This is a genomic window from Rhizobium sp. 01N447_2 (assembly GCF_056399245.1).
Window position 1 is genome coordinate 177,613 of the sequence record NZ_JBFTQY010000003.1, and the last position, 25,243, is coordinate 202,855.

Sequence of the window (25,243 nt, forward strand, 5' to 3'; positions counted from 1 at the left end):
ATGGCCGCGATCGACATCAGGGCCCTGGCGGCAAAACTCTCGACCAGCAGCGGCATCGCCGCCAAGCAGGATATCGGCGCGATCGCGGCAAGGCTCGGCCTGCAGGGGCAGCAGATTGCCGTCGGTGACGATTGCGCCGCGCTGCCCGATGGCGACGGTTATCTGCTTTTTGCCATTGAAGGGTTCATGAACGAGTTCGTCGCCGCTGACCCCTGGTTCGCCGGCTGGTGCGGCGTCATGGTCAATATCTCCGACGTCGTTGCCATGGGCGGCCGGCCGATCGCCGTGGTCGATGCCGTCTGGGCCAATGGCGAGGCTGGYGCGACTCCCGTTCTCGAAGGCATGCGGGCGGCTTCCAGCGCCTTTGGCGTGCCGATCGTCGGCGGGCACACCAATATCCGCACCGAACGCGGCCAGCTATCGGTCGCCATTCTCGGTCGCGCCAAGACGCTGCTGACGAGCTTCGACGCGAGGCCCGGCGATGTGCTGGTTGCAGCCATCGACCATCGCGRCCGTTACCGCGAACCCTTCAACAACTGGGAAGCCGCCACCGATGCCGCGCCGGCGCGCCTGCGCGGCGACCTCGAGCTGCTGCCCGAGATCGCCGAGGCCGGGCTCGCGCTGTCTGCGAAGGATATCAGCCAGGGCGGCATCGTCGGCACGGCCATCATGCTGGCCGAATGCTCGCATGTCGGCATCGACATCGACGTCACCGCCATTCCCCTGCCCGCCGGTGTGAGCCTCGACCGCTGGCTCGTCACCTTTCCGAGCTTCGGCTATCTGCTCTCGGTCGCGCCGGAAGATGTGGCCGATGTCGTCACCCGCTTCACCGCGCGCGGCATCAGCGCTGCGGTCATCGGCGCGGTCGTGGCCGGCGCCGAAGTCGCGCTGGTCGACGGCGAGCGCCGTGCAGTGGTGCGCAATCATGCCGAAACACCACTGCTGCAGCTCGGCCGACAGGATGTCGCCGCATGAGCCTCCCGCCGCACCGAACGCTACGCATTGCCATGCTGACCCATTCCACCAATCCGCGTGGCGGCGTGGTTCATGCCATGCAGCTTTCGGAAGCGCTGACCTCGCTTGGCCATAAGGTGATCCTGCATGCGCCGGATGCCAAGGCGGCGGGCTTCTTTCGCCAACCTTCCTGCGGCGCAGCCTGCATTGCCGTGCCGCCGGCACCCGCCGACATGACGCAAATGGTCGAGCAGCGGATTGCAGACTATGTCGACTATTTCCGGAGAACGGGAGCCGATGGCTTCGACCTCTTTCACGCCCATGACGGCATTTCCGGCAATGCGCTGGCGACGCTCAAGCTGGAAGGCCTGATCCCGAATTTTGCCCGCACTGTCCACCACATCGACCAGTTCGCCGATCCGCGCCTGATGGCTTTGCAGGATCGCGCGATCGATGCGGCCGATATCTTCTTCGCCGTCAGCCGCCTCTGGCAGGATAGGCTGAGAGACGAGCGCGGCATCGAGGCGACAGTGGTCGGCAATGGCGTCGACGCCAACCGCTTCTCGCCGGCCTGGAGCGGGGAGCAGGTCGCTCTGCGCGACAGGCTGCAGCTGGGAAGCGGGCCGATCTTCCTCAGTGTCGGCGGCATCGAGGCGCGAAAGAACACCCTTGGTATTCTCGAAGCCTTTCGTCAGGTCCGCGCCATCCGGCCGGATGCCCAGCTTGTCATTGCCGGCGGCGCCTCGCTCCTCGACCATGGCGACTATCAGGAGGAGTTCCGTTCTTGCCTCGCCTGCCTCGGTCGGGACGCAGCAGCGGTGCATGTCACCGGAGCGATCGCGGATGCCGACATGCCGAGCCTTTACCGGCTGGCGGATGCGCTGGTGTTTCCCTCGCTCAAGGAAGGCTTCGGCCTCGTCGTTCTGGAGGCCATGGCCAGCGGCATTCCGGTCGTGACATCCTCCATTGCGCCCTTCACCGAATATCTGGGTCCCGGCGATGCGATCTGGTGCGATCCGCATCATCCGGTCTCGATTGCCGAAGGCATGGCGCTGGCGCTGGTCGCACCGATCCGCGAGCAGATCATCCCCCGTGGTCTCGCGGTTGCCGCCCGCCATGGCTGGCAGCAAACCGCAACAGCCCATCTTGCCCGCTATCACACGCTGCTGGAGCCCGACCATGCCTGAAATGCGCTTTGTCATAACCTGGCCCGATGGCCAGGAAGAGAGCTGTTATTCCCCCTCGCTGATCATCCGTGAGTTTTTCACCGAGGGTGAAAGTTATTCGGTCGCCGATTTCGTCGATCGCAGCCGCAGGGCGCTTACCATCGCCAGCGATCGCGTGGAGGCGAAGTTTGGTTTTGCCTGTTCATCCGCAAACGACCAACTCGCCCGAATTGAAAGCGCCGCTGTCGCCTTCCTGAATGACGCAGATGCCCGCGTCCACTGCAAAACCTTCATCCTCTGAAAGGACTAGTCCATGCCCCAGAACCTGAAGCAGCATTACAGCACCGCCGTCATCGGTGGTGGCCAGGCCGGCCTGTCCGCCAGTCATTACCTGAAGAGGCACGGCGTCGACCATGTGGTCTTCGAGAAGAAGACCGTTGCGCATAAATGGAAGAACGAACGCTGGGACGCCTTCTGCCTGGTGACGCCGAACTGGCAGTGCCAGCTTCCCGATCATCCCTATGACGGCACGGATCCGCACGGTTTTATGGTCAAGGACGAGATCCTTGCCTATGTCGACCGCTTCGTGAAGAAGGTCGATGCTCCGATCTTCGAGCAAACCGGCGTGACGTCGCTCGAAAAGCATGGCGGCCTCTTCCGGCTCGAAACCTCCGCTGGCGCGGTGACCGCCGATGCCGTGGTGATCGCCACCAGCCTCTATGCGGATCCGGCCATTCCGCGTGCTGGCGAGCGCCTGCCCGAGGACATCACGCAGATCCACACCGCCGCCTATCGCAATGCCGACCAACTGCCGGACGGCGGCGTCATCGTGGTCGGCTCCGGCCAGTCCGGCTGCCAGATTGCAGAGGATCTGCATCTTGCCGGCCGCAAGGTGCATCTCGTCACCGGCAATGCGCCGCGTTGCGCCCGGTTCTATCGCGGGCGCGATGTGGTCGATTGGCTTTCCGATATCGGCCAATACGACATCACCGTCGAACATGACGGCATGACGAAGAAGAAGCACGACACCAACCACTATCTGACGGGACGCGACGGTGGACGCGATATCGATCTGCGCAAGTTCGCGCTGGAGGGCATGGCGCTGTATGGCCGCATGTCCGGCATCGTCGCCGGCCGGATGCTGTTCGAGCCGAACTTGAAGGCCAATCTCGACGGCGCCGACCGGGTCTATAACGGCATCAATGCCCTGATTGACCGGCATATCGCCGAGAAAGGCATCGATGCTCCGGCCGGATCCCCATATGTCCCTGTCTGGGAGCCTGAGGCGGAGATTGCCGAACTCGACCTGAAGGCGGAGGGGATCACCTCGGTCATCTGGGCCACGGGATTCAGCCCGGATTGGTCCTTCGTCGGACTGCCGATCTTCGACGGCAACGCCTATCCCGTTCATCGCCGTGGCGTCACCGCCGTCGACGGCGTCTACGTGCTGGGACTTCCCTGGCTCTGGACCTGGGGCTCGGGCCGGTTCCTCAGCGTCGGCAGGGATGCCGAACATGTGGTCGGGCATCTCGCAGCGCGACGTTCGGCACAGACATCGTCTCTCAAGCAATCGGTCAACGCCTGATCATGAGCGCGGCCCTTCTCGATTTTCCGCCCGCAGGACCTTCGGCACGCGACTTGATGGAACGTGCCCTCGATCCGCATATACTGCTGGGCATGCCCCATCTGAATGGAAACGGGCTGTCCGAGACCTGGTTGATGAAGGAACTCGGCCATCGTCACTGGCTGATGCTTGCGTGTCATCTCGAGCTCGACAATGCGGATTTCAGAACGGCCGACGGAGAAGAGGCCTATGCCGCGATCTGTGCAACGTCACTGACGGATGCGCGTTTCGACGTCGTGCAGGCGAACGACATTTTGACCATCCACTCGAGACTGTCCGCAGTCTCGCGAACCCGGACGTCGACCCGGCACGAGTTGTCCATCCACGGACGAAGCGTCGGCGCGGTCGAACTCATCTCAACCTTCGTTCACAGGACGATCAAAGACAACAATCACTCGATCGCCCGTGTGACGTTGCGTGCGCCGCAGGAACAGCGGTTCCAGCCCAGCCTTCTCGCCCAGAAGGCTGCAGACATCCGGAATGGGCGGTTGGCAACGCATTTCGGGCTTCCTGTCCCCGCCAACAAAGCGCTCCGAACCTTTCGGTTTGATCCCAGCGCCTCGCAGGAATTCAACGGCGCAGGCCTATTTTACTTTGCCGAGTATCAGGCACTCGCCGATCGCGCCTTGGAAAACTGGTTTCCTCGCAAAGGGCCGGTCGTCCGAAAGGACGTCTTCTTCCTTGGAAATATCGAACAAAATGAAAGCGTCTTCTTCGACCTTGTTGCTTTTTCTGACGAACAAAAAACTGTCCATGGGCAGCTACGACGCGAAAATGGGAAGGTGATCGCCAAAATATTCGGTTCGTGGACATGTCTTGGCTGAGACTACCTGAAGATTTCAGCCGCCTCGGTTCGGTTTGCAAGTTGGAACCGGCTGAAAGCCGGTCAATGAAGTTCGTCCATCTTAAGCAGTTCGTCCGGCCGAACCTCGGCCGAGATTTCACCCTTCTGCATGAGCAGAACGCGGTCCGAGAGAGCGGCGATAAATTCCCGCCGCTGCTCCACGACAATCAGCGTAAGGCGTGTGCGACTACGCAGCCCGATCAGGGTTTCGACAATCTCCTCGTTGATCGACGGCTGGATGCCTTCGGTCGGTTCGTCCAGCATCATGATTTTTGGTCTTCCGCAAAGGCAGCGCGCGAGCGCCAGAAGTTGCTGCTCGCCACCGGAAAGAAGTCCCCCCGTGCGCGACAGAAGCGGTTTCAGCCGGGGGAAAAGCTCAAGTATCTCCYCGATCACCCCTTCCCGGTGCCCGCCGGAAACGGCGCTGCCCATGCGAAGATTTTCGGCGACTGTCAGCGCCGGGAATATCTGCCGGCCCTGCGGCACGAGGCCCATGCCGCGGCGCGCACGGCTGTGGGTCGCAAGCCGCGTCACATCATCACCCGCAAACGTGATGCTCCCGCGAGTTGCCGGTTGATAGCCGAGGAGCGTGGTCAGGAGCGTGGTCTTGCCCATGCCGTTGTGTCCCCAGATTCCGACACATTCCCCCTCGGCTACGCCGAAGCTGATGCGATTCAGGATCGGGATGCGGCCGTAGCCGGAGGCGAGATCTGCAACAGTAAGAATCATAGCGTCACACCCCCTGTCTGCTTGCCGAGATAGACATCCTTGACGCGCTGGTCGGAGAGCACCTTGTCGACGGCATCCTCCATCAGCACCTCGCCCCTGTTGAATACGGTGACGGTCTTGGCGATCATCTTGATGAATTCCATGTCGTGCTCGACGACGATCATCGCGCAGGTGCGGTTGATGTCGCGGATGAGTTCGGCGGTCCGCTCGCGTTCATGGCCCGTCATCCCGGCCGCAGGCTCGTCGAGGAGGATGAGCTTCGGATGGCCGGCAATGACGACGCCGAGTTCCACCCACTGCCGCTGGCCATGGGCCAGCTTGGCGACCTCGGTTTTGGCTGCGTGCGCCAGCCTGATCGTTTCCAGCGCCTCGTCAGCAATCCGGTCCGCTTCGGCGCGTGCGTTTCGCTTGCGGGCCGAAAGCCAGAGGTTTTCCCGAACGGTCAGATTATCGAAGAGGCTCGGGATCTGCGTCTTGATGCCGACGCCGAGATTGGCGATCTGATGCGTCTGAAGGTCCTTGATCGGCGTGCCGTTGATTGTGACGCTTCCGACAGAGGGCTTATGCACTCCCGTCAGAAGGCGGAAGAAGGTGGTCTTTCCCGCGCCATTCGGGCCGATCAGGCATCGAAGCTCTCCCTGATTGAGCGAGAAATTGACGCCTTGCACCGCCTGCAGGCCGCCGAAATGGATGCCGAGATCCTTGGTTTCAACGAGTTTGGCTGCGCTCATCATACCGCTTTTTCCTCATGTCGGGTCGTCCTGGCGCCAACGGTCCGGGCAAGATTGCGGATTGTCGGAACAAGCCCCTGCGGAAGGAGCAGAACCACGATGGTGAGAATGCCGCCCAGGATAACGTCCTTGTTGATGGTATCAATCGTGGTGAGCCATGTGGTCAGCCATTGAAGAAGGAAGCAGCCGACGATAGGCCCAATCAACGTGCCCACGCCTCCAACCACGACCCAGATGATGACCTGAACCGATTGGGACAGGGCGAAGACGCTTGGATCGGTATAGTTGCCCCAGTTGGCATAGAGACAGCCGGCAATGCCAGCAATCGCCGCGCCGATAATGAACGTCAGCAGCTTGTAGCGACGCACGTCGTAACCGAGCAATTCCGAACGCCTTTCGTTTTCCTTGACCGAGAGCACAATGCGGCCAAAATCGCTCGAAATCAGAAAGCGCAGTCCGACATAGGTGAGCCCGAGCAGGACGACTGAAAGTGAGAAAAGTTCAATCGTGCCCAGTTCCCACTCCGGAAAGCCAGGAACTGTCAGCCGGGGCACAGAGGGAATGCCGTTGAAACCGCCCAGTGGCGCTTTGCCGATCCTATAGGAGGGACCGGAGGTGGAATTGGCGACTTTGAAGAAGACCAGCGATACGGTGAGTGTGATCGCACCGAGATAAACGTCGCTGATCCGCCCGTAGAACATGAAGTAGCCAAGAACCGCCGCAAACAGGCTCGGGACGATGATCGCCACGAAGAAGGCCGAAGTCGTCTCACCGAAATTGATCGCGGCGATGGCATAGGAATAGGCCCCAAGCCCGAAGAACACGGCGTGGCCAAAGGAAAGGATGCCGCCGATCCCCCAGATGAAGGCCAGGGAAAGGGCGAGTATCGCCAGGATGACGTAGATCATCATCTGGAGGACTTCATATTCATTGAAGATCGCGGGAATGAGAAAGATGGCCAGCAATGCTCCAGCGCCCGCGACGAGGGCAGCGGCCCAGTTATTGAGTTCTAAGGTCATCAAATGCTCCCTCGGAAAAAGCGGCCGGTGATGCCCTGCGGCATAAGGCGGACAAGGAGGACGGCGGTGAGCAGCATCGCAACCTCGCCGAGAACGGGGGTCGTCAGGAAACTGGCCACCTGATTGACCGTCCCGAAAATGGTGGAAGCTGTCAGCGTGCCGACCATGACCGAGGCGCCACCGCCAATCACGGTGATAAAGGCTTTCGCGACGAAGGTCGTGCCGATGCCCGGCACGATGCCTGTGATCGGCGCCATGACGCCGCCGGCAAGGCCGGCAAGTGCCGCACCGAGCGCGAAGGTCACGGCATAAGTGCGCTTCGGATCGACGCCCACAGCCGCGGCCATAGTGGGATTCTGCATGGTTGCGCGGGCGATTAACCCGAATTCGGTCTTCCTAAGGAGAAGCATCACGAGAACGATGGTCACCACGGCGACCCCGATGATAAAGAATTTGTAGCCGCTGACATTAGCGTTGCCGATGGTGACGGCGCCGATCGGGGAGGAAATCCCGGTCGTCGTATTGCCGAAAACGGTGGTTGTCAGGCCGACAAACAGAAGCGACAGGCCCCAGGTCGCAAGCATCGTGTCGACAATGCGACCGTAGAGATGCCGGATGACCAATCGCTCCACGATCAATCCTATCAGACCGACCGTCAGCGGTGCGATGAACAGAATGGCGATATAGAAATTCACCCCGTGATTGACGGCCGTGATGGCGGTGTAGGCGCCAAGCATCAGGAACTCGCCATGGGCGAGATTGATGACGCGCATCATACCGAAGACGATGGCGAGGCCAAGGGCGATGAGCACGAGGCTCGAAATGCCTGCCAGGACTTCCAGCCCGGCTGTGAGTACGAAGGTCACGGCTTGCGTCCCTAACGAAAAGGCCAGTGCTTCTCTTGCGCTGTTCAAAAGCAGAGAGGCGACGCGGCGACGATTGATCTTTCATGACTCCAGACTGTCCGGCCATCGTCAGCGGCCGGACAGTCCTGGGAGGAGCCGACTTACGGCTTGATCACGAACTGCTCATTGGTGTCCGGATTGTCGATGAGATTACAGACTGCCTGCGTGTCAGTGGAGGCCTGTTGGTCCCACTGCTTCAGAATCTTGAAGGTCTGGTTCTCAGTTTCGGCCATGCGGGCATCGACCTTCACGTGATGCRTCTGCGGATCGATCGTCACCTTGCCGCTCGGGCCGTCGAACGAGAGGCCAGTCTCCAGTGCTTCGATGACCTTCATGCGATCCGTCGTACCTGCCTGGGTAACTGCCTTGGCCCAGAGATGCATACCCTGATAGGTATTGGAGGCAAACTCGGTGACGACAGGATAGTCGTCGCCGAACCGCTTGTGCCAACGCGCGAGGAAGGCCTTGTTGGCGGGTGTGTCGATCGTCTCGAAATAACTGGCGAAGGTCACAATTCCATTGCCTTCCTCGGCAGAGAGAACTTTCTGTTCCTGGCCGTGACTGAACGTACTGGAGACGAGCGGGATCTTCTTGTTGAGCCCGGCTCCGGCCCATTGCCGGTAGAACGAGACGTGCGCGCCTCCGACCAGCGCCGAAAAGACCATGTTCGGCGCTGCCGCCTGAATCTTCTGGATGGTCGGGCCGAATTCCGACACGTCGAGCGGGAAGAACTCGACCGCGACTACCGCGCCGCCGTGCTCTTTTGCATATTTCTTCACCCATTCGGAAATGATCTGGCCGTAGTTATAGTCTGCGGCGACCACATAGATGGTCTTGCCGAAGCGCGCGATCGCCTCCGGAATAGCCGAGGCGAGGTTCTGGGCCGGTGTCGCGCCGGTGCAGAAGGTGTTGCGGTCGCAGACACCACCCTCATACTGGGTGTTGTAGAAATAGAGCGTTCCGGCCTTGTGCAGCACCGGACGGATGACCTCACGCGAGGACGATGTCATGCCACCCTGGACCACGGCTACCTTGTCGCCCAGCGCCATCTTCTGGGCGATCTGGGTATATTGCTGCATGTTGGACTGTGGGTCCTGGGTGATCAGCTTGATCTGGCGGCCAAGCAGGCCACCCCCTTCGTTGATCTCCTCGGCAGCAAGGATAAGCGCGTCTGCCATCGGCTTGCCATAGAGATCGAGGCCGCCCGAAAGGTCGTGAATGCCGCCGACCAGAATGTAGTCCGCGGCGAATGCTTTGGAGTTCAGAAGTGCCGGTCCAACAGCCAGCACGGCCGAGGAAGTGGCCGCCGTCTTCAGGAAGYCTCGTCTTGAAATACTCATGATGTTCCCCTTTTTGTGGTTACAGGTTTTGGGTCTGCTAGGCAGCTCGATCGGTTTACCCCGCGGATTGTTCAAAAGCGTGGGCAGCGCGATAGAGTGTCATCTCGTCGTAATGCCGACCGACCAGCATCATTCCCAATGGCAAGCCGTCGCTGAAACCACAGGGAATGCTGATGGCCGGATGGCTCGTCAGGTCGAATGGAAAAGTATTGGCCATGTTCTCCGTCGCACGGCGCAGTGCCAGCGAACGCGACGTTTCCCGGCCGGGCAGCGGCGGCGCTTTCATCGGCGTCGTCGGCATTAGAAGAATGTCATAGCGAGCAAGAGCTGCGTCATATTCGGCTCTCAGCTTGCGAGCGAGGTTCTGTGCCTTGGCATAGTAGCGGCCGTGGCCGGCCTGGATCATGCTTTCCCCGATCAGCATGGTCTGCTTGACCGAGTCCGGCAGTTCATCGGCACGTTGGCGCCAGGCCGAATGCGCGGCCACCATGCTGGTGATATAGAGGCCTTTCCAATTGAAACCGTGGCCGTTGCCCTTCATCAGCTGCTCAGTTGCGCCCTCGAAGGCGACGATCAACCAGATCGCTGGCCCCTGCCGGTGCATCGGAACGGAAACGTCCTCGACCTCCGCGCCGAGTTCGCGGAACCGCAATGCGGCCGTACGCACTGCATCGTCCACGTCCGCTTCCGATTCCGGATGCCCGAAACCTTCCTTCAGGATACCGATCCTCAACCCGGCCACGCCCTTTCCGAGCGCATCCGTATATCGCTGCGGCTTGACCAGCGCGGACTGGCGCGGGTCGAGCCCGTCGGGTCCGGCGATCACTTCCAGCATCAAGGCGTTGTCGGCCACCGTGCGGGTCATCGGCCCCAGATGATCGAGGGTAAGTTCGATCGGCATTGCACCTGTATAGGGTACGAGGCCCCAGGTGGGCTTGAGGCCGACAATGCCACAATAGGAAGCAGGGGTACGGATCGAGCCGCCCTGATCGCCACCGATCGCCATGTCCACTTCGCCCTTTGCCACGAGCACCGCGCAGCCCGAGGAAGAGCCGGCGGCCGAGTGATCGGCGTTGTGCGGATTTCGCACTGGTCCCTGCGCACCGGTATGCGAGCCGCCGGAGAGACAGAAATATTCACATTGAGCCTTGCCGGCGATGGTCGCACCGGCATCGAGCAGGCGGACCACTACGGTTGCATCGACGTCGGGCACATAACCTTCGAGAGTCGAGGCACCATTCATCATCTGCACACCTGCGACCGCGACATTGTCCTTGATGGCAACGGTCTTGCCGGCAAGCTTGCCGCCGCTGGCGCCCTTGATTTCGGTCTTCAAATACCAGGCGTTTAGCGGGTCCTCGCCCGCCGTCGGCCGGATACCCGGTGCTCGGGGATATTTGACCGCGGGCAAGTTGTCCGGCAGTGCCTCGACGAGGTCATAGAGATCGAGCGCGGGCTGCATCTCTTCCATGAAGAAGCGGAGATCTTCATCTGACAGATTGAACGACAGGCTCTCCGCGACGGATTTGAGCTGTCCGAGGGTTGGGCGGCAAACAGTCATCTTGGTTCCCCAATTATTCTATATGCTGAATGCAATTCATGATGACGAATTTAGAGTTTGTTCAACAGGCCTGTCAAGGGCGGCAGCCGTCCTCTTGGAGGAAGCCGGCGACCATACACTTCCGGCGTCAACAGGCGGCGATCGCGTCGAAATAGGGCAGCAGGCCCGTTCCTGGGTGGCAGTTGACGTACTCGAAAGTCGCCGTCTGGCTGACAAACAATTCGTGCCATGAGACGAACTGTCTTTCCTCCTTGTGCTTCCGGTTCATCGCGATGGCATGACTATAGATGTCGAGGTGCGTTTTGTGCGATGCGGCCCATTCTTCGAGGTGCTCAAGCGATAGGAAATGCGCGACGACCGAAGTTTCACGGCGCTCGGCCCCGTCCTCGTCTAGATTGGTCAGCACACGCAGAGCAAGCGTACCCGTCTCGTCCTTGTTCTCGAGAAGATAGTTCATACCGGTCATCAGCCGGGGGCGCATGTTTTCCAAATAGTCCGTGAGCTGCTCGGCCTCAGCATGTGCCCAATACTGCCCGGAGCGCAGCGTCACCATGTTGACCGGCGCACGTACATAAAGCCGTTGGCCCTTACCGCGGAGCTCTCGAGCCTTGGGCATGATCGAGCCATGCGGAGAGTCCAGCGGATCGATTGCCGACAGCGGAATCCGATCGCGGGCCGCGCCGAAGAAGCCGTTGGTAGTGATCGGGACGATGACACTGTCGGCCGTCCGACCGATACCGATGCGATACCAATTCTCTGAATAGATGGTTTCATGCCGGTCATAGGGAACAGAGATCGTTTCTCTCCAGGCTCCGACGGGACCGTTAAGCCGAGCGTCGTCGGCAAGCCAGGCGACCAGCTTAGAAGAGAGGGAGAAACGCCCATGGGCAACCGGATCGGTCCAGTAGCCAACGATCACCGCGTTGACATATCCTGCTTCATCAGCGGTCCGCATGATTTCGAAGGCTTCGGGGCCGTCGGGGCCGGCAAAGCTTTGACCGGCATCGCGAAAAAAGGCCTCCTGCGCTTCCCAATCGAGATCGCGGCCCTGGATGGCAAAATAATCGGAGACGATAGCGGCGATCGGCTTTGTCCATCGAAGGGCATGGCGCGGCGCCGCCGGCTGATGGCCTTGGGGCCGACGAGCCTGGATCGTCCGCTCATATTCGATATGAAACACCATTCCCGTCATCTTTCCAGCGTGGCTTCTGCGGTACGAGCGGTCGCCGGCGCAAGAAGCTAGTTCCCAGCGACTTCCGACAGGGTCGAGCCCGTTCAGAAGGCGCATTAAAATTCAACATATAGAACATAATTCTACATATTGAATGTCTTCAGTCAAAACGGATGTCAAGCGGGAAAATGACAAATAGATAAATATTTTCAAATAGTTACAAAACGACACAAGGGTGCCGACGGAAAAGGCCTAACCCTTTCCGCAGCACCCTTGTTCCCCGGAACCTCCGGGGTGGGATTCGTCTTTCGATCGCTAGGCTCGTGTCACGACCGCAGCTTTCGGTTCCTCGTCCACCATCAATCGGAACACATCGGGTCGGGCATAGTGGCCGACAACGTCAAAATCGAACTGGGCGCGCACGATGTCATCGGTGTCGAGATCAGCCGTGAGGATCGTCTCCCCGGAATAATCCGGCCCGGCCAACACGCGGCCGAGCGGATCAACGATGATGGCGCCACCACGCATCAACACTACCTCCGGGTCGTCGGTGATGCGGTTGCCCATGCTCTGTGGGAAATCCTTGCGGGTTAGATATTGACAAGCCGAAAGCACGAAGCAGCGGCCTTCGAGCGCAATATGGCGCATCGTCGCCGCCCAACTGTCGCGATCATCAGCAGTGGGGGCGCAGTAGAGTGTGATTCCCTTGCCATACATGGCCGTGCGCATCAGCGGCATGTAGTTTTCCCAGCAGATGATTGCGCCCATCGGCCCCCAAGGGGTTTCGACCGTGTCGAGCGTTGAGCCGTCGCCGAAGCCCCAGCAAAGCCGCTCTGCTCCGGTTGGCATGAGCTTGCGGTGCTTGCCTGCAAGGCCCTCGGGCGTGAAATAGAGCGCCGTGCAATATAGTGTGCCGCCGTCGCGCTCGATCACCCCGATTGTCAGAAAGAGCTCCGCCTCACGCACGGCCTCGGCGAGGTCGGCCGTTTCTGGCCCGGGCACGACAATTGCATCTGCGTGATAGTCGGCGAATTCCTGACGGCCCTCAGGCGTACGTGCGCCGATGTAGATATTGAAATTGGCGCCCTTCGGATAACCGCCAATAAAGGCCTCCGGGAACACGACAACATTTGCCCCTAGAGCTGCGGCTTCCCGTATCAACCTAATCGTCTTGTCGACCGTCGCGCTCGTGTTGCCTGAAACTGGTGCGGCCTGAACTACCGCCGCTCGAAACCTTGTCATATCCACCTCCCTTTCGTCATCGTTCCCTCGGTATTCAACATACAGAATAGCATTCTATATGCTGAAGTCCTCTTTCGCTACAGAAAAACCGCGGAGCCGTCGAGCGTAGACGGACAATCCGCGGCTAGCGAGCGAAGGTATCAGGCGAGGATCTGTCCGAATCTGGACAGGCGGCTAGCGAGTTCCTGGACGGCGATAACGACCTTGGATTCGACCTCGGCTGTCGCGTCGCCCTCGTAGAGCATGACCGCGACCCCCGCAGTCGAGCGCCCGACCGAGCTGGCGACGCGCGCGCCGTAGGAGTACATATGTGGCCGCGTACCGCCTTTTTCCACCGCATAACCGTTGCGGCGCGCTTCGGCCAGAATCGCTAGCAGCTCGGTACGAGTCTCGGTACTGGCCTTAGTCACCTGGGGCAGCTTGTCGTCGGGATAGAGCGCCTTCACCTCTTCATCGGTCATCGCCGCGAGCAGCGCTCGCCCGCTTGCCGTACAACAAGCCGGCAGCCGCATTCCCACTTTGAAAGTCACGCCCAGCGGCTGTGGCGACGTCCGTGATCCAATGTAGAAGACGTCGCTGCCGTCCAACACAGAGATGACAGCCGCATTTTCTCGGATAATGGGAATATCGTCGCAGGCGTCATAGAAGTGCTGCACGATATCATATTTATTGATTTTGGAGCTCGCGAGATCGAGCACCTTCAGAGTGAGATCGAAGGTTCCATCTGAAAAGCGTTCGATATAGCCATCTGTCTGCAGCGTTTTGCAGAGAGAATGAGCCGAGCTCATGGCGATATCGAGCTCTTTCGCAATTGTCGTCAATGTCTGGCGCTCGTCGCTGCGCGCGATAAATTCTAGAAGCTTTAGCCCTCGGGAGAGGGCGGGAGCAGTGCTTTTGATGGCTGTGGACGCCAATACCGATTTCGACATATGGAAGCCAATCCTATTCCGTGTATTGGCGTTTTAAGCGGCGTAGTGGTTTAACGCAAGTTAGCGCAGGCTACCGGCGGCCTTCGGCTGTGATGGCCAAATCTTTGACTAGCGGCGCGTGCTTGATGCGGCGCCCCGCTAGTGATCTAGTGAGTGACAAATGAAAAAGGTGAACTTCAGCAGCCCGTCTGATGAATGTTCGACCGCTACTGTGCTAGCGTCTTTTGCGGGTCTGGAAAGGACGCGCGGCGGCGTAGATAAAGAAATGCGAGCACGTGACGACCAGCATCAGACATATCGCTAAACTTGCAGGAACATCGGTCTCTTCGGTCTCGCGCGTGCTCAACAACAGCGGTTATGCCTCGCCTGAGCTCAGGGAGCGGGTCGAGGCGGCTATCCGAACGCTGAACTACACGCCCAGCAAGGGTGCCCGTATGCTGCGCGGTGCACCAAGCCGGATGATCGGACTGATGCTGCCGTCGATCGACGTGCCTTTCTTCGGCATCCTCGCCCATGCGATCGAACAGGAACTGTTCCAGCACGGCTATCAGACGCTGATCTGCAGCACGGCGGAAAATATGGACCATGAGGTGCGCTACATATCGATGCTGCTCGCCCAGCGCGTCGACGGCGTCATCGTGGCAAGCGCCTTCGGCAGCATCGAGCATTTCGGGGTGCTCCGGGACGCTGGCATTCCAATCATCGCCATTGACCGCGAGCTGAGCGGCATCGCTGACGACGCTGTCATGGCCGATCACGAGGAAGGCGGACGGCTGATGGCGCGCCATCTGGTCGACCTCGGCCACCGGGCAATCGCCATCGTCGGCGCGCCGGCCCACAGCCAGCCGATCCAACTTCGCTTTCAGGGCATCACGGCGGAGATGGCGAAAGATGGGATCGCGCCTGCCACCGTGGCGATGGCGGAAGAGCACAGCTTTGCAGAGAGCTACCGGCTGGCGCGAGAATTGCTGTCGTCTCGACCCGAGGTCACCGCGATCATCGGCACGACCGACGTTTCGGCGATTGCCGCAATCCATGCCATCCAGGATCGCGGATTTTCCGTTCCGGGCGACTATTCGGTCGTGGGCTTCGACGATCTGCCGGAGGCTGCCTACGTCTTTCCACGGTTGACAACGGTCGCGCAGCCGATCCGCGATGTCGGACAGCAGGCAGCACGGCTGCTGGAAGCGCTGATCGAGGAACACCAAACAGGAGACGAATCTCGGCAAGGTGCGATCGTAAAAGTGCCGGTCACCCTGATCGAGCGCGATTCCACCGGCCCCGTCCGCAACTGAGGTGGACCCCGAAGCTAGGGCCGGACGATGACCTTGATCTCGCCTGGCAATGGCGCGTTGCCCACCACGTCGGCGACCTCCTCGAGACTGATGGTTTTGGTGACCAATGCATCCAGCTCCAACGCCCCGCTCGCGACCATTGCCGCAGCCCGCGAATGGGTGAAGGGGTTGAGGTAGGCCGGCCTGATATCGACTTCGTTTACCAGCAGATCGAAGGGCAGAACCGGCACCTCGACACCCGCCGGTGTGACCCCGAAAAGCACGAAGGTACCACCGCGCCGCGCCATTTTCAGACCGCTTTGCAGCGTGTCGCTCACGCCGGCGCACTCGATGACCACGTCTGCGCCGCCTTTGGTGACCTCTCGAACAGAAGCGATTGTTTCCGAGGCCGGGTCGAAGGTGTGCGTCGCCCCCAGGCGCAGAGCCGTTTGGCGTCTCGATTGCTGCCGCGTGATCAAAATGATCTCGCCTGCCCCAGCCAGACGAGCCAGTTGCACCATGAGCAGACCGATCACGCCCCCGCCGAGGATCGCGACGCTGTCGCCCGGACGGATCCTTGCCTTGTCGATGGCGTGGATACAGCAGGCCAGCGGTTCACTGAAGGCGCCGTGAACGGGATCGAGATCAGCCGGCAGGACGAAGGCCTGGGCCTGCGGCACCGCAACATATTCGGCAAAGCCGCCATCCCGTGTCACGCCGATGGCGGTCAAGCTCTCGCACAGGTTCGGCCGCGCCTGCGTGCAGGCCCGACAGGTGCCGCACGAAATATTCGGGTCGACCGTCACCAACTCACCGCCGGTAAACCGTGTCACCCCATCGCCGATCGCTTCGACGATGCCGGAGAATTCGTGGCCCAGCGTCACGGGGATCGCTGTCGGATACTCGCCCTTGTACATGTGGCGATCGGAACCGCAGATGCCGGCCACTGCAATCCGGACAAGCAGCTCGCCTGGCCCGGCAACCGGTTTCTCAACGCTGCGCATGGTCAAAGACCCGATCGACTCCAAGCGTACAGCCTTCATTTCACTCCTCCAGACATCAAGTTCGATTGCCTCTTCGTGCTGATGAAGCCGTATGCAGGATGACATCCGCCCCGCGGCATCGACCATTCCGGGCACGGCTCAAGCGCTCAGCTCATGACATTGCCGCCATCGACATTATAGCACTGCGCCACGATGTATGCTGCATCGGGCCCGGCCAGGAAGGCCGCCATGGCAGCTTGTTCGTGGGGGGCGCCAAATCGTCCGGCGGGAACGGCGGCGGCCACGCGGCGCTTGACGTCACCGGGTTTCAAAYCCTCCCGGCTGCCGAGTTTTGCATCGACGACGTCCCACATCGGCGTATCGACGACGCCGGGAGCGATGGCGTTGACGTTGATCCCATAACGGATCAGCTCCAAAGCGCAGCTTTGAGTAATGCTGATGACGGCCGCCTTGGAAGCGCAGTAAGCCACTGCCGGTCCTTCGCCCCGGCGCCCAGCCTGGGACGAGAAGTTGATGATACGTCCACCTTCCCCTCTCTCCACCATGTGCCGGGCAACGGCCTGCGTCATGAAGATCAGGCCTTCGATATTGACCTGAAATACCCTCGCGGTCCGCTCCCGGGATATTTCCAGAATGGACTCGACCTCGTAAATGCCTGCGGCATTGACCAGGATGTCGATCTTGCCGGCGGTTGATATAGTGAAGCGCGCAGCTTCTTCGATGCTGTCCTGGCTGGTCACGTCAAGCGCTACACCCCAGGCATGAGGGCCGATCGCTTCGGCCACCCGTGCGCATCGTTCACTGTCGAGGTCCGCCACGACAACCCTCGCGCCTTCGGCGGCAAAACGTTCGCATACCGCCTTGCCGATGCCGCTCGCTCCCCCCGTGACCAATGCCACCTTACCGGAGAGCCGCGCCGTTTCCGCATATGTCATTGCATTGCCTCCCCGGTCGCGCCTAAATTGGCAAAGGCGCCGTGCGCGGCTGCCATAACGAATAGCTTCATGTTTGCTCCTCCCCTTTTGACTGAACGATAATCGGAGCCGCCCTCCTGAGCGACGCCAATGGGCTAAGCGGATTCCGGGTTCGTCTCCTTCGCCTCGCGAAGAAGGACGGACATGTCGGGGATACCATCGGTGGCCGTCGCCCCCTTGAGACAACGCGCAGCTGCGGCATGCGCGACGGCGCAGATATGCTCGACCGGCCAGTCCTCATGCAGGCCGTAGAGCACGGCGGAGCAGAAAGCGTCCCCAGCGCCGACGGTACTGACGATGTCATCGGGATCGACAGGTCGTGAACGCGTGATGATCGGGGAAGCGCCTGATGCAAACCAGAAGCAGGTTTCCGGCGCATGGATGATCGCGCCCTTGGCGACGCCTGCGGCAAGCAGGCGCTCGCCCGCTTCCAAAAGCCCCGCCTCGATCAAATCTCCCTCCGCATCGCGAACGATAACGCCGGTTGCCCGCCCCGCCTCCATCTCGTTGATGATCAGGAAATCGCAGAAGGGCAGTGCGACGCCGACCTTGGCCGCAAATTCCGGGTCTTCGCTCGATACGAAATCCACACAGGTCGTCAGGCCGGCGCAGCGCGCGGCTTCCAGCAGGCGCGATGCTCCCGAACGGCCGTCAAGGCCAATGCGGTCGAGACCCGGCAACAGCATGAGATAACCGAGATAGAACAGCCGATAACCGGCCTTGGCGAAGGCTGCGGGTGAGACAAGCTTGTCGGTGACGGCATCGTTGGCGCCGCCATGATAGAAGAAGGTCCGGTTCTGGCCGGGCACATTCATGACATGCGTATGCGCCGTCACCCGGTCGGCAAGCGCGGTCAGCCCACCGACATCGACGCCGGCAAGTGCAAGGCGGGCCTTGACGATCTCTCCGTCCTGATCGGCGCCGATGCATCCCGCCGCCGCCAGCTTTCCGGGAAATCCAAGCGAGGCCAGATCGGTGACGACATTGGCCGCCCCGCCCCCCACGCCCAGATCCTGGTTCAGGATATGCGCGAGATTGCCCTGTTCGGGCCAATAGGACAGGGTGTGGACGCGATCGACGATGAAGTTTCCCGCGCAGACGATGCCGCCCTGCTTCCGACTGTCGCGATCGTGAACCCCCTCCCCAGCTCGCATCAGCTGACTCCTTCGTTCCACAAGGGTCTCAGCGGCGGCTCATCTTCCTCGATCGCGGCAAAGCGTGCGATCGGCTCCAGAAAGAAATTGTCGCTGTTGTCGTCGTTGACCTCGCTGACCTCGCCGACAAGGACAGGTCCGCCGCCTTTCCTGCCGTAAAAACGGTGGTAAAGCCCGGTGCGGATCGTCACGCTCTGGCCAGGTTGGAGAACCAGCGGCTCCCATGCAGCGAGCCGGTGCTGCAGCCCGTCTACCGGCACCGTCACATCCTCCGCCAGCACATTGCCATCGGCATCGGTTGCGGCAAATTCGATGACGAGATCGCCGCCGGCGCGATTGATGATGTCTTCCATCTTCGCCGCATGACGGTGGGTCGGCGTAACCTGCCCTTCGCCAACGAAGAGCAGCTTTTCGGCATAGGTCCGTTCACCCCAGATATCGACGATGCCATTGCGCAGGCTAAACAGCACGAGACCGCATTCGGCGAACCGGTCCGAGCCGAAATCGGTGACATCCCAACCCAGCTGATGGGCGCGCAAATAGGCTGATGCCTCGGGATGAGCGGCAAAATCCGCCGCCGTCCAGGAGCCCCATGCCGGCAAGGACCAGTGCCAGCGCTCGAGGGTCTCGGTTGCCCGCAGCAACGCGGCGTTGATCTCGGAGCGCCTCATCAGGCTGACGCCCCGTCATACGCGACCGGTACCACGACGTCCTCGCGACCGGATTTGAGGGCTGCCGTCAGGACTGCGTGATGCGCCTGGGCCTCGGCCGGCGTCGCGCAGCCGAAACCGTTGGCATCTCCTCCGGCAAGCTCATCTACAAAGGCCGCCCACATCTGCTGTATGGCGTCGGCAAAACCGAATTCGAAGATCTTGCCTGTTATGGCTGGAAACAGCGAGCCATAACCAAGATCCTCGGTGCTCCAGGCCTGGACACCGCCATTATAGTCCATCCACTGCCACTGGCGCGGCGACTTCGTGCTGAAGAACGCGCTCTTCTTCATGCCGAGAACGCGGATGTACCAGGTGTTGGATTCGCCGGGCGCGATGCGCCAGGTTTTCAGCACCATCGGGAAATCTTGATCCCCGGTGCGCACGCGGCTGCTGATCGTGGCATTGTCCCAGGTGGTGCAGGGCAACATGCCGCCCTTGCCGTCAGGACGTTCGGTGACCTTCTTGACCAATTGCGCATGCAGGGTGGTCGGGCGCCAGCCGAGACGCAGCGGCACGTGCAGCACATGCATGCCGAGATCACCCATGCAGCCATAGTCGCCATTGATATCGGCCATGCGCTTCCAGTTGATCGGCTTCTGCCGGTCGATATCCGAAGAGTGCAGGAAACCCGCCTCGACTTCGAGGATATTCCCCATCTCGCCGCTTTTTGCGAGCGCGATGACCTTCTGCGCGCCGGGGAAGAAAGGCATTTCCGACGAGCAGCGGACCAGAAGTTCGGGGTGCTCGGCGAGAACCGCCATGATCTCCCGGTTCTGAGCGGCATCCATGCCGAAGGGCTTTTCGCCGAGAAGATGCTTTCCGGCCTTCAGGATGTCGATGTAGAATTGCTGGTGCAGCACATGCGGGACAGCGCAATAGACCGCATCGACCTCGGGATTGGCCAGAAGCTCCTTATAGTCGGCGGTGAACTGCCGAACGGTCGGCACATGATCCCTGAACCAGTCGAGCAGCGTTGCGTTGGTATCACAGGCGGCGACGATTTCCGGTCGCGCCTTCACATCGGCCAGATGCAGCCAGCGCGCCGCGGCGCTGGCGAACTCGCGCCCCATCAGACCGCAGCCGATGACGCCGAAGCGGAATATTTTCGTCATGACATCTCCTCCCAGACGTGCGTCAGCCAATATGCAGCGAGGCTTGCTCGACGGAAGCCTTGTCATGGACGATCGCCATCAAGGCCCGCGTCATGCCGCCGGGATTGTGATGCTGGATGACGTTGCGGCCATAGACGATGCCACGGGCGCCCTGCTCCATCAACTGCTTGGTGCGGATCAGGATTTCCTGATCCGAAACGCGTCCGCCGCCGCGCACGAGCACCGGCAGGCCCTGGGCGATTTCGACCACACGGTGATATTCCTCGACATTGTCGCAGGGGTCGGCCTTGATGATATCGGCGCCGAGTTCGGCCGCCTGGCGCACGAGCGGCAGGATCTTGTCGATCGCGCCGTCGACCATGTAGGCGCCCTTGGAATTGTCCTGCATGACGAGCGGCTCGACCATCAGCGGCATGCCGTAGATCTCGCATTCGCGTTTCAGGCTGTTCACATTGCGCACGCAGGCGCGGTAGACTTCCGGCTGGTCCGGCAGCATCAAGAGATTGACGACGACACAGGCGGCATCCAACGCAACGCCCTGTTCCACCGCCCTGTCGATCATTTCGGAAAACAGCTGAGACGGCAGGGGATTGCCATAGATGTTGGCGATGTCGGTGCGCAGCACCAGCGCCGGACGCTGCTTGCCGGGGATCRCCTGCAGCATGGGTGCGGTTCCCGGCGGCAGCTGAATTGCATCCGGCGCCGCTTGCGCGATCACCTCGATCGCAGTCTTCATGTTCTCGATGCCGGCGAGGAAAGTCCGTTCATTGAACATGCCGTGATCGATAGCAACGTCAAAACAATTTCCAGACACGCCGAAAAGTCGGTTCAATCGCGCGGATTTCATCAAGCTTCCTCCCGATATGGTAACGTTTCCACATTTGGATAAACGCAGCAGGAATGCGAGTCAAGATAATGTGGTAACGTTTCCATACTGGTTTTTCCGATGCGGACGAGGCGCGCTCGCGCCTCGTCCGGGAAGAACTACCAGCAGGTGAATCCCGCATCGACGTTGACGATCGCCCCGGTCATCAGGCTGGCCGCGCCCGAGGCGAGGAAGAGGACCGCGCTGGCAACCTCTTCCGGCGTTCCCATCCTGCCCATCGGCGTGTCGGCGAGCCAGAGCGGAATACGCTCGCGATTGGCTTCGACGGCCACCACCATCGGTGTCTCGATATAGGTGGGCGCAACGGCATTTACCCTGATACCGTGGTGTGCCCACTCGGCGGCCAACGAGCGCGTGAGGTGATGGACTGCCGCCTTGGAGACGTTATAGGCCGTCTGAGGCTGGGGCCGGTTGCAGATCGTCCCCGACATCGAGCCGAGGTTGACGATGGCGCCGCGTTTCATCGAAATCATCGGACGGCCGAAGGCGCGCGAGCACCAGAAGACGCCGTTGAGATTGACGTCCATCATGCGCAGCCAATCGGCGTCGGTGAGATCCTGCGCCGGGATGCCGCTCTGGCCAATTCCGGCATTGTTCACCAGGATGGTCGCCGGCCGCCCGCCGTCGGCGAGTTCAGCCGCGATCGCGTCCATTCGGGCCGCGTCTGTGACGTCGCCGACCCGGACTTCGACGTCGTAGCCTCTGTCGCGCAACGCAAGTGCTTGCACAGCGTCGGCCTCGCTGCGTTCGATGACGACGACGGCGGCGCCCGCCTCCGCCAGCGCCTCGGTGCAGCAGAGACCGATCGCACGCCCTCCGCCTGTGACCACCGCCCGTTCGCCGTCGAGGCGAAATTTCTGCTGGTAGCTCATTTCGCGTCTCCTCAAATGTCAAAGGCGCTTGGAAGCACGACGATATCGCGGATAGTGACGTTGCGCGGACGGGTCAGCATGAAGATGATCGCGTCGGCGACTTCCTTGGGCTCGATCAAGGCTCCGGCCTCCTTGGCCTTGCGAAGGTTTTCCTCCGGCCAGTCCGCAAGCAAAGCGCTGATCACCGGCCCTGGAGAAACCGACCCCACACGAATGCCACTTTTCAGAAGCTGGCGTCGCATCGTCTGGACGAAGCAGGTCATCGCCCACTTCGATGACGAATAAACAGGTTCCCATGGAATCGCCGAGTGTCCAGCGACGGAGCTGGTGACGACAATGTCGCCGGTGCCGCGTTCGATCATGTGCGGAATGACGCTTCGAACGTTCTTGATGACGACGTTTACATTGAGATTGAGCATCCGATCGATGGTATCGAGGTCGGTTTCCATCAGGTCGCCGCCGATATAGGTGCCTGCATTGGCATGCAGGATATCGAGCTTGCCGGTCTTCGACAGGATGCCATCGAGCAGTCCCGCACACTCGCCCGGATCCAGCAAGTTGATCTTGAGCGGAATAGCGCGCTCGCCAAGCCGGGCACAAACCGTCTCAAGGGCCTTCTCATCGCGGTCCACCAGCACGACCGTCGCGCCAGCGGCGAGCATTGCCTCCGTCGAAGCGAGTCCAATTCCGGACGCAGCACCCGTGACCGCCGCGATCTTCCCATTCAATTCCGTCATCGATTTTCCTCCTGTCTTGATCCTGATTGTCAATTCTTCCCGACGCCGCAGGCGGCGTGATAGTCCGAGAGACTCTTCGTCACCCTCCAGATCAAAACCTGTTCCGGATCGAGCGGCGCATCTGCGAATTCCTGTGCGGCCGGCATATGCTGCCAAAACAAGGGCAGCGGTACAATTTGCCCTCGAAGCGCCTCGCACAGGCGCCCGACGGCCTCTTGGGCTTCAGCCGACGCCCAATAATAGCGAATGCGGTCAGACAGCGAGTAATGCCGCAGCCAGCGCATCTCGGCGTTTGTCCCGTGGTAGTGGCGGCTCCAGTTGCCGGGCTGATCGAGCATCAGCGCTTCCATCGCCGCATAGAGCGGACGCTGGCCGTAATCGGGCAAAAGGTCCGATGCGATCGCATCCAGCGCGTAGAGCGCCTCGCGCAGGACGAAGGTCAGTTCGGGACCGACCTTCAGAATGGGAAAGCCATCCTCCACCAGCGCGRCCAAGGGCTGGGTCCCCTGATAGTCTGTCGAATGCGCCTCGAAGACAAACTGCGGCTCCTTGGTGAGCACCGACTTCAGCGCGTCTATCTTGCTGCGGTCGTAAAGGATGACATTCTGATTGCCGAACTCGACGCCCGGCTGAACGACCAGCCCGATGGCCCGTTCAAACGCTTGGCCGAGTCCTGCCTCCGCAAAGATCCGGCGGTGGACTTCGATCGTCTTCAGCGCCGCTGCGGCCGCCGTCGGATCGATGGTTGTCAGGGCATGATCGGCCCCGCCTGGCGGCGGCACTTCGGTGCCGATGACATAAACCGGCATTGCGCCGCCGCTCTTCTTCGCCGAGGCCTCGGCGACCGCCGCGAGCCGGGCGGCGCGATGGGCGGTGGTTTCGTCGTCGAGCGCCACCGGCTCGCCCTTGCAGCCCATCGACGCATCGAGGTGAATCTTGCGAAACCCGGCCTCGACATAGGCGGCAACCATCTTCTCCGCCTCGGCCATGGCCTCTTCGGCCGGCCGGTCACGCCAAGGATTGGGGCCGAGATGATCGCCGCCGAGAACGATCAGATTTTCCGGGCACCCTTCCTCGACTGCTATTTTGCGGACGAGGGACGCGAAGTCGCTTGGCGTCATTCCGGTATAGCCGCCGAGGTGATTGACCTGGTTGCAGGTCGCTTCGATCAGGACGGTGCTTGCCTGTTGCCGCCCGTGTCGGAGTGCGGCGCGAAGCACGATCGGATGGGCCGAGCATACGGAGGTCACGCCTCTGGGGTGGCCTTCGATCCTCATCTTGGCCAGTTCGTTGAGATGCACCTGCATCACGGGCGCCTTTCGGTTGAAGCGATGAATGCATCGAGTTCTTGCTGAGTGCCGGCACCTTCCATCGGACCGAGGACCGTCACGTTGCGGGCGCCGGCGGCCGAGGCATAGGTCAGAGCTTGCTGCGGAGACATTCCGAGCCGCCGGCAGGTAAGATAGGCACCGCCGAAGCAGTCGCCGGCGCCGGTGGGGTCGACCTCTTGAACGACAAATGCCGGAGCGTCGATGCGGTCTCCGTCCCTGCCGAAGTAGGTCGCGCCTTCGGCGCCGCGCTTCAGCACGATCTCCTTGACACCCATCTCGAACAAGCGGCGGATCGCCTCTGCCTCGCCTTCGACGCCGGCGGCACGCTCAAGCTCCTCTCCGGACGGCAGAAGCAGATCGGCGGCAGCGACAAGCTTGGAAAAGCGGCGCTCGGTATCCTCATCCAGCTTCAATTCCTTGCGAATGTTCGGATCCACTGAGAGGGTTCCGCCCCGCGCCTTGACGATGTCGACCGCCTTGTCGATCACCGCGCGCGCGCTGGGGACCGACAGAGCGGAACCCATCACGTGAAGATGTCCGCTCCGATGGATGAGATCGCCGACCGCTTGAGACCAGCCGAAGCGCGCAGCTGCTGATGTGGCGATGTTATAGACGAAATCCCTGGAGCCATCCTTGCGGTAGCGGACAAAGGCGCTGCCTGTGGGGTAATCCGAATCGATCGAGATCGTCGAAACGTCGACGCCGTCGCGTTTGAGGCGATCGGTATTGACACGACCGAAATCGTCATCGCCGACGGCGCCGACCATTGCGGCCTTGCCGCCCAGGCGCCCGCATTGCGAGATGAAGATCGCCGGCGCTCCGCTCGCGAACGGACCGACGAGCGGCTGGGCTTTGAGAAAGCCGTCTCCGACCGTCGTGGCGACGATCTCGACGAGGATCTCCCCTACGCAAACGGTGGGACCAAGCGGGTCCGGAGCCAGTACTGAAGTCATTTGCAATCCTGCTTTCGA

25 protein-coding genes are annotated in these 25,243 nt (G+C 61.0%); 6 read left to right on the plus strand and 19 right to left on the minus strand.

Annotated elements, in window-relative coordinates; all coding sequences use genetic code 11:
• From AC1ECN_RS03360 to AC1ECN_RS03380, 5 genes are read left to right on the plus strand one after another with little or no spacing between them, the layout of a single operon-like run.
• Positions 1-975: a sll0787 family AIR synthase-like protein gene (locus AC1ECN_RS03360; protein WP_477952196.1), complete on the plus strand. Its 975-nt coding sequence runs from the start codon at positions 1-3 to the stop codon at positions 973-975.
• Positions 972-2,141 carry an MSMEG_0565 family glycosyltransferase gene (locus AC1ECN_RS03365; RefSeq protein ID WP_130671936.1) on the plus strand — a complete coding sequence of 390 codons (1,170 nt, stop codon included), beginning with the start codon at positions 972-974 and terminating at the stop codon, positions 2,139-2,141. Before AC1ECN_RS03360 ends, AC1ECN_RS03365 begins: the two co-directional genes overlap by 4 nt.
• Entirely contained in the window at positions 2,134-2,421 is a 288-nt protein-coding gene (locus AC1ECN_RS03370; protein ID WP_018072518.1) for an MSMEG_0570 family nitrogen starvation response protein, read from the plus strand. The genes AC1ECN_RS03365 and AC1ECN_RS03370 overlap by 8 nt, the downstream gene beginning before the upstream one ends.
• Before the next feature lie 12 nt (positions 2,422-2,433).
• Complete coding sequence (locus AC1ECN_RS03375) at positions 2,434-3,705, plus strand: MSMEG_0569 family flavin-dependent oxidoreductase (RefSeq protein ID WP_130671935.1); 1,272 nt, start codon at positions 2,434-2,436, stop codon at positions 3,703-3,705.
• A gap of 2 nt (positions 3,706-3,707) precedes the next feature.
• Positions 3,708-4,568, plus strand: a complete 861-nt coding sequence (locus tag AC1ECN_RS03380; RefSeq protein ID WP_130673480.1) for a Pnap_2097 family protein — start codon at positions 3,708-3,710, stop codon at positions 4,566-4,568.
• A 62-nt stretch (positions 4,569-4,630) separates the two neighbouring features.
• Here AC1ECN_RS03380 and AC1ECN_RS03385 read toward each other — a convergent pair whose 3' ends face one another.
• From AC1ECN_RS03385 to AC1ECN_RS03425, 9 genes are all read right to left on the minus strand, one after another.
• A complete protein-coding gene (locus AC1ECN_RS03385; RefSeq protein WP_477952197.1) occupies positions 4,631-5,317 on the minus strand; it encodes an ABC transporter ATP-binding protein in 687 nt (228 codons plus the stop codon).
• The gene (locus tag AC1ECN_RS03390; RefSeq protein WP_130671933.1) at positions 5,314-6,051 is read right to left on the minus strand and encodes an ATP-binding cassette domain-containing protein; all 738 of its coding nucleotides are present in this window, start codon (positions 6,049-6,051) and stop codon (positions 5,314-5,316) included. The genes AC1ECN_RS03385 and AC1ECN_RS03390 overlap by 4 nt, the downstream gene beginning before the upstream one ends.
• Entirely contained in the window at positions 6,048-7,067 is a 1,020-nt protein-coding gene (locus AC1ECN_RS03395) for an ABC transporter permease subunit (protein WP_130671932.1), read from the minus strand. Before AC1ECN_RS03395 ends, AC1ECN_RS03390 begins: the two co-directional genes overlap by 4 nt.
• Positions 7,067-7,933 (minus strand): ABC transporter permease subunit, encoded by an 867-nt coding sequence (locus AC1ECN_RS03400; protein WP_130671931.1) that lies wholly within the window; start codon positions 7,931-7,933, stop codon positions 7,067-7,069. The genes AC1ECN_RS03395 and AC1ECN_RS03400 overlap by 1 nt, the downstream gene beginning before the upstream one ends.
• 140 nt (positions 7,934-8,073) lie before the next feature.
• Positions 8,074-9,312: an urea ABC transporter substrate-binding protein gene (locus AC1ECN_RS03405; RefSeq protein WP_477952200.1), complete on the minus strand. Its 1,239-nt coding sequence runs from the start codon at positions 9,310-9,312 to the stop codon at positions 8,074-8,076.
• 55 nt (positions 9,313-9,367) lie between these two features.
• A complete protein-coding gene (locus AC1ECN_RS03410) occupies positions 9,368-10,873 on the minus strand; it encodes an amidase (RefSeq protein ID WP_130671929.1) in 1,506 nt (501 codons plus the stop codon).
• A gap of 127 nt (positions 10,874-11,000) precedes the next feature.
• On the minus strand, positions 11,001-12,056 hold the full coding sequence (locus tag AC1ECN_RS03415; RefSeq protein ID WP_130671928.1) for a phenylacetaldoxime dehydratase family protein: 1,056 nt from the start codon (positions 12,054-12,056) through the stop codon (positions 11,001-11,003).
• Between the two features lie 303 nt (positions 12,057-12,359).
• Positions 12,360-13,286 (minus strand): nitrilase-related carbon-nitrogen hydrolase, encoded by a 927-nt coding sequence (locus AC1ECN_RS03420; RefSeq protein WP_130671927.1) that lies wholly within the window; start codon positions 13,284-13,286, stop codon positions 12,360-12,362.
• Between the two features lie 140 nt (positions 13,287-13,426).
• Positions 13,427-14,215 (minus strand): IclR family transcriptional regulator, encoded by a 789-nt coding sequence (locus tag AC1ECN_RS03425; RefSeq protein ID WP_245484704.1) that lies wholly within the window; start codon positions 14,213-14,215, stop codon positions 13,427-13,429.
• Positions 14,216-14,490: 275 nt separating this feature from the next.
• Here AC1ECN_RS03425 and AC1ECN_RS03430 point away from each other — a divergent pair, with 275 nt between their 5' ends.
• Positions 14,491-15,510 (plus strand): LacI family DNA-binding transcriptional regulator, encoded by a 1,020-nt coding sequence (locus tag AC1ECN_RS03430; protein ID WP_130671926.1) that lies wholly within the window; start codon positions 14,491-14,493, stop codon positions 15,508-15,510.
• A 14-nt stretch (positions 15,511-15,524) separates the two neighbouring features.
• Here the strand turns inward: AC1ECN_RS03430 and AC1ECN_RS03435 are convergent, their stop codons facing one another.
• From AC1ECN_RS03435 to AC1ECN_RS03480, 10 genes are all read right to left on the minus strand, one after another.
• Positions 15,525-16,532 carry a zinc-dependent alcohol dehydrogenase family protein gene (locus tag AC1ECN_RS03435; RefSeq protein ID WP_130662729.1) on the minus strand — a complete coding sequence of 336 codons (1,008 nt, stop codon included), beginning with the start codon at positions 16,530-16,532 and terminating at the stop codon, positions 15,525-15,527.
• 107 nt (positions 16,533-16,639) lie between these two features.
• Entirely contained in the window at positions 16,640-17,428 is a 789-nt protein-coding gene (locus AC1ECN_RS03440) for an L-iditol 2-dehydrogenase (RefSeq protein WP_477952204.1), read from the minus strand.
• A 134-nt stretch (positions 17,429-17,562) separates the two neighbouring features.
• Positions 17,563-18,621 (minus strand): carbohydrate kinase family protein, encoded by a 1,059-nt coding sequence (locus AC1ECN_RS03445; protein WP_130654588.1) that lies wholly within the window; start codon positions 18,619-18,621, stop codon positions 17,563-17,565.
• On the minus strand, positions 18,621-19,292 hold the full coding sequence (locus AC1ECN_RS03450) for a D-lyxose/D-mannose family sugar isomerase (protein ID WP_130660893.1): 672 nt from the start codon (positions 19,290-19,292) through the stop codon (positions 18,621-18,623). The genes AC1ECN_RS03445 and AC1ECN_RS03450 overlap by 1 nt, the downstream gene beginning before the upstream one ends.
• Positions 19,292-20,446, minus strand: coding sequence for a Gfo/Idh/MocA family protein (locus tag AC1ECN_RS03455; protein ID WP_130660892.1), 1,155 nt, complete (start codon positions 20,444-20,446; stop codon positions 19,292-19,294). The genes AC1ECN_RS03450 and AC1ECN_RS03455 overlap by 1 nt, the downstream gene beginning before the upstream one ends.
• Positions 20,447-20,468: 22 nt before the next feature.
• On the minus strand, positions 20,469-21,293 hold the full coding sequence (locus tag AC1ECN_RS03460) for a class I fructose-bisphosphate aldolase (protein ID WP_477952206.1): 825 nt from the start codon (positions 21,291-21,293) through the stop codon (positions 20,469-20,471).
• 137 nt (positions 21,294-21,430) lie between these two features.
• Complete coding sequence (locus tag AC1ECN_RS03465) at positions 21,431-22,204, minus strand: SDR family NAD(P)-dependent oxidoreductase (protein WP_012756012.1); 774 nt, start codon at positions 22,202-22,204, stop codon at positions 21,431-21,433.
• An 11-nt stretch (positions 22,205-22,215) separates the two neighbouring features.
• Positions 22,216-22,941 carry an SDR family oxidoreductase gene (locus AC1ECN_RS03470; RefSeq protein WP_012756011.1) on the minus strand — a complete coding sequence of 242 codons (726 nt, stop codon included), beginning with the start codon at positions 22,939-22,941 and terminating at the stop codon, positions 22,216-22,218.
• A 29-nt stretch (positions 22,942-22,970) separates the two neighbouring features.
• Positions 22,971-24,248 (minus strand): D-tagatose-bisphosphate aldolase, class II, non-catalytic subunit, encoded by a 1,278-nt coding sequence (locus AC1ECN_RS03475; RefSeq protein WP_477952209.1) that lies wholly within the window; start codon positions 24,246-24,248, stop codon positions 22,971-22,973.
• Positions 24,248-25,225: a tagatose kinase gene (locus AC1ECN_RS03480; RefSeq protein ID WP_128439591.1), complete on the minus strand. Its 978-nt coding sequence runs from the start codon at positions 25,223-25,225 to the stop codon at positions 24,248-24,250. Before AC1ECN_RS03480 ends, AC1ECN_RS03475 begins: the two co-directional genes overlap by 1 nt.
• Positions 25,226-25,243: the final 18 nt, after the last annotated feature.

Excerpts from the sequence above, each read along its gene's own strand:
- AC1ECN_RS03365 (WP_130671936.1), top strand. The coding sequence starts at position 972 with ATGAGCCTCCCGCCGCACCGAACGCTACGCATTGCCATGCTGACCCAT.
- AC1ECN_RS03370 (WP_018072518.1), top strand. The coding sequence starts at position 2,134 with ATGCCTGAAATGCGCTTTGTCATAACCTGGCCCGATGGCCAGGAAGAG.
- AC1ECN_RS03375 (WP_130671935.1), top strand. The coding sequence starts at position 2,434 with ATGCCCCAGAACCTGAAGCAGCATTACAGCACCGCCGTCATCGGTGGT.
- AC1ECN_RS03380 (WP_130673480.1), top strand. The coding sequence starts at position 3,708 with ATGAGCGCGGCCCTTCTCGATTTTCCGCCCGCAGGACCTTCGGCACGC.
- AC1ECN_RS03390 (WP_130671933.1), bottom strand. The coding sequence starts at position 6,051 with ATGATGAGCGCAGCCAAACTCGTTGAAACCAAGGATCTCGGCATCCAT.
- AC1ECN_RS03395 (WP_130671932.1), bottom strand. The coding sequence starts at position 7,067 with ATGACCTTAGAACTCAATAACTGGGCCGCTGCCCTCGTCGCGGGCGCT.
- AC1ECN_RS03410 (WP_130671929.1), bottom strand. The coding sequence starts at position 10,873 with ATGACTGTTTGCCGCCCAACCCTCGGACAGCTCAAATCCGTCGCGGAG.
- AC1ECN_RS03415 (WP_130671928.1), bottom strand. The coding sequence starts at position 12,056 with ATGGTGTTTCATATCGAATATGAGCGGACGATCCAGGCTCGTCGGCCC.
- AC1ECN_RS03420 (WP_130671927.1), bottom strand. The coding sequence starts at position 13,286 with ATGACAAGGTTTCGAGCGGCGGTAGTTCAGGCCGCACCAGTTTCAGGC.
- AC1ECN_RS03425 (WP_245484704.1), bottom strand. The coding sequence starts at position 14,215 with ATGTCGAAATCGGTATTGGCGTCCACAGCCATCAAAAGCACTGCTCCC.
- AC1ECN_RS03435 (WP_130662729.1), bottom strand. The coding sequence starts at position 16,532 with ATGAAGGCTGTACGCTTGGAGTCGATCGGGTCTTTGACCATGCGCAGC.
- AC1ECN_RS03445 (WP_130654588.1), bottom strand. The coding sequence starts at position 18,621 with ATGCGAGCTGGGGAGGGGGTTCACGATCGCGACAGTCGGAAGCAGGGC.
- AC1ECN_RS03450 (WP_130660893.1), bottom strand. The coding sequence starts at position 19,292 with ATGAGGCGCTCCGAGATCAACGCCGCGTTGCTGCGGGCAACCGAGACC.
- AC1ECN_RS03455 (WP_130660892.1), bottom strand. The coding sequence starts at position 20,446 with ATGACGAAAATATTCCGCTTCGGCGTCATCGGCTGCGGTCTGATGGGG.
- AC1ECN_RS03465 (WP_012756012.1), bottom strand. The coding sequence starts at position 22,204 with ATGAGCTACCAGCAGAAATTTCGCCTCGACGGCGAACGGGCGGTGGTC.
- AC1ECN_RS03470 (WP_012756011.1), bottom strand. The coding sequence starts at position 22,941 with ATGACGGAATTGAATGGGAAGATCGCGGCGGTCACGGGTGCTGCGTCC.
- AC1ECN_RS03480 (WP_128439591.1), bottom strand. The coding sequence starts at position 25,225 with ATGACTTCAGTACTGGCTCCGGACCCGCTTGGTCCCACCGTTTGCGTA.